6 protein-coding genes are annotated in these 4,229 nt (G+C 39.5%); 4 read left to right on the top strand and 2 right to left on the bottom strand.

Annotated elements, in window-relative coordinates:
- Positions 1–56 precede the first annotated feature (56 nt).
- Positions 57–644 (top strand): alpha/beta hydrolase, encoded by a 588-nt coding sequence (locus Q0212_RS13210; protein WP_297926288.1) that lies wholly within the window; start codon positions 57–59, stop codon positions 642–644.
- A gap of 142 nt (positions 645–786) precedes the next feature.
- Complete coding sequence (locus Q0212_RS13215) at positions 787–1,065, top strand: phage antirepressor KilAC domain-containing protein (protein WP_297926290.1); 279 nt, start codon at positions 787–789, stop codon at positions 1,063–1,065.
- Here Q0212_RS13215 and Q0212_RS13220 read toward each other — a convergent pair.
- The gene (locus Q0212_RS13220; protein ID WP_297926291.1) at positions 1,062–2,018 is read right to left on the bottom strand and encodes a GlxA family transcriptional regulator; all 957 of its coding nucleotides are present in this window, start codon (positions 2,016–2,018) and stop codon (positions 1,062–1,064) included. The two genes, Q0212_RS13215 and Q0212_RS13220, sit on opposite strands and share 4 nt — an antisense overlap.
- A gap of 121 nt (positions 2,019–2,139) precedes the next feature.
- Between Q0212_RS13220 and Q0212_RS13225 the strand changes: the two genes are divergently transcribed.
- On the top strand, positions 2,140–2,727 hold the full coding sequence (locus tag Q0212_RS13225) for a nuclear transport factor 2 family protein (protein ID WP_297926293.1): 588 nt from the start codon (positions 2,140–2,142) through the stop codon (positions 2,725–2,727).
- A 54-nt stretch (positions 2,728–2,781) separates the two neighbouring features.
- On the opposite strand, the gene Q0212_RS13230 is transcribed toward Q0212_RS13225, so the two are convergent.
- Positions 2,782–3,822 (bottom strand): DUF1615 domain-containing protein, encoded by a 1,041-nt coding sequence (locus Q0212_RS13230; protein WP_297926295.1) that lies wholly within the window; start codon positions 3,820–3,822, stop codon positions 2,782–2,784.
- On the opposite strand from Q0212_RS13230, the gene Q0212_RS13235 reads away from it, so the two are divergent.
- On the top strand, positions 3,803–4,229 hold a 427-nt coding region (locus Q0212_RS13235; protein ID WP_297926297.1), incomplete at its 3' end, for an AI-2E family transporter. The two genes, Q0212_RS13230 and Q0212_RS13235, sit on opposite strands and share 20 nt — an antisense overlap.

A 4,229-nucleotide genomic window follows, 5' to 3' on the forward strand; every position in this document is an offset into this window, starting at 1 on the left:
CTTAAGACAAGCTGCCTGAAATAGTCTCCTGTTTTACTTGACCATTACAAGTGTTGATGGTACTGTTATTAAGTGCAGATGCTTTATATGTGCCAGATAAAACGGTGGCGGAATTAAGTCCACGTTGGGCAGTTGCGCCGTCGCAATTTATGACGGTTGATGGTCAACAAGTGCATATTCGTGATGAAGGCGTAAAAACCGACCCTGTACCGATTGTGTTGTTACATGGTACATCAGCTAGTTTACATACATGGCAAGTGTTAAACAAAATGATGGAATACACCTTGCCACGCAATATGGTTGAGGCCAGTGTGCGTAATGTTTATGCTGACCCTAATAAAGTTTCTGCTGAGTTGGTTGATCGTTATTATGACTTAACCTTAAGAGAAGGTAATCGTCAGGCGTTGGTTGATCGTTTTAAACAAATTAGTGCCAATGATAGTGAAAAAGTAAAACAACTAACCATGCCCACTTTAATTTTGTGGGGTAAACAAGATCAATTAATTCCTGTTGAATATGCTCAACGTTTTCAACAAGATATCAAAGGCAGTCAATTGGTGGTGTTTGATAATTTAGGTCATGTACCACATGAAGAAGACCCACAACAAACCGTTGCTGCGGTGATGAAATTTTTGGCATTGTGACGACATAATTTGACGTTTTAGTAAGAAAGATGCAGGAGTAAATAATAGATTTGCGGTAAAATTAAACAAAGGCTTAGGTACAGCTTATTTCACATTATTTAATAACCTAAGCCTACTGTGAATCAGCAAGGAGAATTTTGCCATGTTATCTAGCTCACCAACAGGCTTATGTATTACCGATACCGCCAAAATCTTAGGCATCCCTCCCAAAGAATTTTTTACGTGGTTACATGAACATAAATGGATTTTTAAACGTAAAGAAGCAAAAGCATGGAATGCTTATCAACAACGTCTTAAAGCACAATATTTAGTGTTGCAACCTGTAGAAGTAGCCAGTAAAACTGGCAAAACCAAAGTCGTGACCCAAGTGCGAATTACCGATAAAGGTTTAAAACGTTTAGCAAAAATGCTGCAAATTTAACTTGGCTGTTGTGCTAAAAAACGCCGCCGATAAGCCGCAGGCGTTTCACCCGTGATTTGTTTAAATAATTTGGCAAAAGCAGTGCGATCTTCATAACCGACTTGTGTGGCTATTTGGTCAATGGTGTAGTGGGCTTCTGCTAATAAGGACTCAGCGGCACTAATCCGCACGCGTTGTAAATAATCATGTGGAGTGAGTTGGGTCGCTTCTTTAAAACGACGAATCACTGTGCGTGGCGAGCAATGTAATTGTTGTGCCATATCCTCTAAGGACAAAGCTTGGGCATAATGTTGCTCTAGCCAACGTTGTAAACGTGCGAGGGCAGGGTCTTGTTGTTGTACAGGTGGTAAACGTGGCACAAAGCGCGTTTGTACACCTCGACCATAATCCATCACTAACATACTTGCCACTTGTCGTGCTAACCAATCACCCTGATAAAACTGAATTAAATACAAACACAAATCCAAACCTGCTTGTGCACCACCTGAACAAAATCGCAACCCATCATGGGTGACTAATTGTTCAGGATGCAAATTAACTAAAGGAAAATAGCGACGAAAATGATCGGCTAAATGCCAATGAGTTGTTGCTTTATAGCCATTTAACACACCCGAAGCCGCCAAGACAAAAGCCGCACTACACAAACTGGCTAAGTGTTTATTTGCGTGTTTAGCTAACCATGTTATCAATGATGGATTGCTTTCAATAACTGCTTTAACATTTGCACCAATCGCAGGAATTAGCACTAAATCGGCATTTTCGGCCAAGGTCAAATCGCCATCCATTTTCAGTTGCATATCTTTTAAATGGACATTTAAACCATCGACACTGACTTTGTAGATTTGAAATAACGTCTGACCCGATAATTGATTAGCCAAATTAAAACAATCTTGTGCCATTGCCAAACTAGAAATAACGGTTTGTGGGCAAACAACTAAAGCAATTTTTATCATGATTTTGCCTCAAGGATTTTTGTCTATTTTAAACACAAAATTGTCATTATTGACAATAGAGGTGCTGATATTAAAAACTGATAATAGCCACATCAACAGCAAACAAAAAATAGGCAAATTTATGCGTCACATGGCAACTTTATCGGTATTGACTATATTAATGGGGTGTAGTTCAGCAACCATTAAGCCAACAACCGCCATCACAACATTAGGGGAAACATCTATGACTGCTCAACAAAATCAACAATTAGTGGATAATTTTTATAAAGCGTTTCAGCAAAAAGATGGCGAAGCCATGGCAAAAAGTTATGCCGATAATGCGACGTTTAGCGACCCTGCATTTAGCAATTTACAAGGACAACAAGTAGGGGATATGTGGCGAATGTTAACCGAACGCGCTCAAGACTTTTCTTTACAATACAAAGTATTAACAGTGGGTGAGCAACAAGGCGAAGCAGAGTGGACAGCCACTTATACCTTTTCGCAAACTGGCCGAACCGTGGTTAATCATATTCACAGTTATTTTACGTTTAAAGATGGCAAAATTATCGCCCAACAAGATAAATTTGATGTGTGGCGTTGGTCTAGCCAAGCGTTAGGTTTAAAAGGCACATTGTTGGGTTGGACACCTTTAGTGAAAAATAAAATTCAACAACAAGCATCTAAATCATTGGCTATCTATCAACAACAAAAAAATAAAGCAAAATAATAGTGTCACAATTTTCCCTCTCCTGTTAGGAGAGGGTTAGGGTGAGGTCTGATTTTACTTCTGTTTATTCATACAGGTTTGATAACGACCATCTACACGCTCAGCAAACCATTCTGTGGTCAGTTTGCGGGTAATTTTTGGACTAACCAATTTAATTTGTGGCATCACTTGTTGAGGTAAATTTTTGCCAGTTTGTTGATTGGCCAATTCAAACACTTTTTTAAACAGGGCAGTTTGATAAAAGGCTTCGCTTTTTTCTAATTGCAAATCTCGTTCAATCGCTTTAGCAGATAACCCCAAACGTGGAGCAAGTTTCACTAATTGTTGTTGAGTGCTACTGGCTTTGTTGCTGGTGTACACCAATAAGTCACCATCCAACACCAATTTCTTTTTGCTTAATGTGCTCACAGCCGCCTGAAAAGCTGCATTACGACTGCTATAACGTCCTGCATTAAAATCGGCAAAACGGTATTTCATTTGTGGGTAGTTGGCGCGATATTGCAATAAATTAGCAATACCAAAATATAAACCACCACGACGGCTAAACACTTCTTGGCGCAAACTGCCTTTATAACTATAGGGATATGGCCACGCTTTGCTGTGTGCTTCGGCAAACTCTACGCTAACTTGCATGGGCCCACCCGTACGAATCGGATTTTTCATCGAAAAGGGTAAACCAATTTTTTGGGCATCACTGACAATATCCTCAAACAAAGCATTCATTTGTTTTTCGGTTCTTAGCGCATCAATCCGCGCATTATAACTACGGCCATCGGGTGAAGGTTTTAACAAGGCTAATTTAACGGCAAACATCGGAATATGATATTTATCAGCACGTTTTTCGATTTCTTGCCAAACAATTTTGTTTAAATTAGCCACTGTAGGGTCACTTTGCCAACTCGACTCTTGTTCAATAATCGCTAATGCCCCACAAAAATATTGTGCTTCATAGGGGATTTTTAGGCCAGTAAACGCCGATAAAATATCATCACGCCAGCCGCTACGATCTTTAATCCCTGTTGGCAGTAAGCTTTGTAATAATAAACGTGCTTCGTCAACACTGATGCCATTGGTTTTGTTTGGTATTGTTGGCACAAGCACAGGAGCCTTCGAAACCGCATCAAAGATTTTTGGTGGTTTTTTCTCCTTTATCATTATTATGGTCTTGTCATTTTATTTGGCAATGAAAACTGACGGCGTAGGAGAATTTTTGAGAATTGTAGCACCGGTAAGACATCATGATTACATCATCAATTTATGGAAAAGATCACAAAGAAAAATGGCTTTATGGTTGCAAGGGCAGGTCGTTCTCGGTCTTATAGTCGGAGTCTTGGTATATCTTGTTTTAGTAATTGCAAATGTGCCACACGCTCTTGTACTTGCGGTTATTGCTGGATTGTTGGAAATTATTCCAGTTTTTGGTCCAATAATCGCTTCTATTCCGGCAATAATTTTGGCTTTTAGCTATCAAGGTGTCGGTACGGGTATCGTAGTTATGATTT

The sequence above is a fragment of the uncultured Agitococcus sp. genome (assembly GCF_937920075.1).
Classification (GTDB): Bacteria; Pseudomonadota; Gammaproteobacteria; order Pseudomonadales; family Moraxellaceae; genus Agitococcus.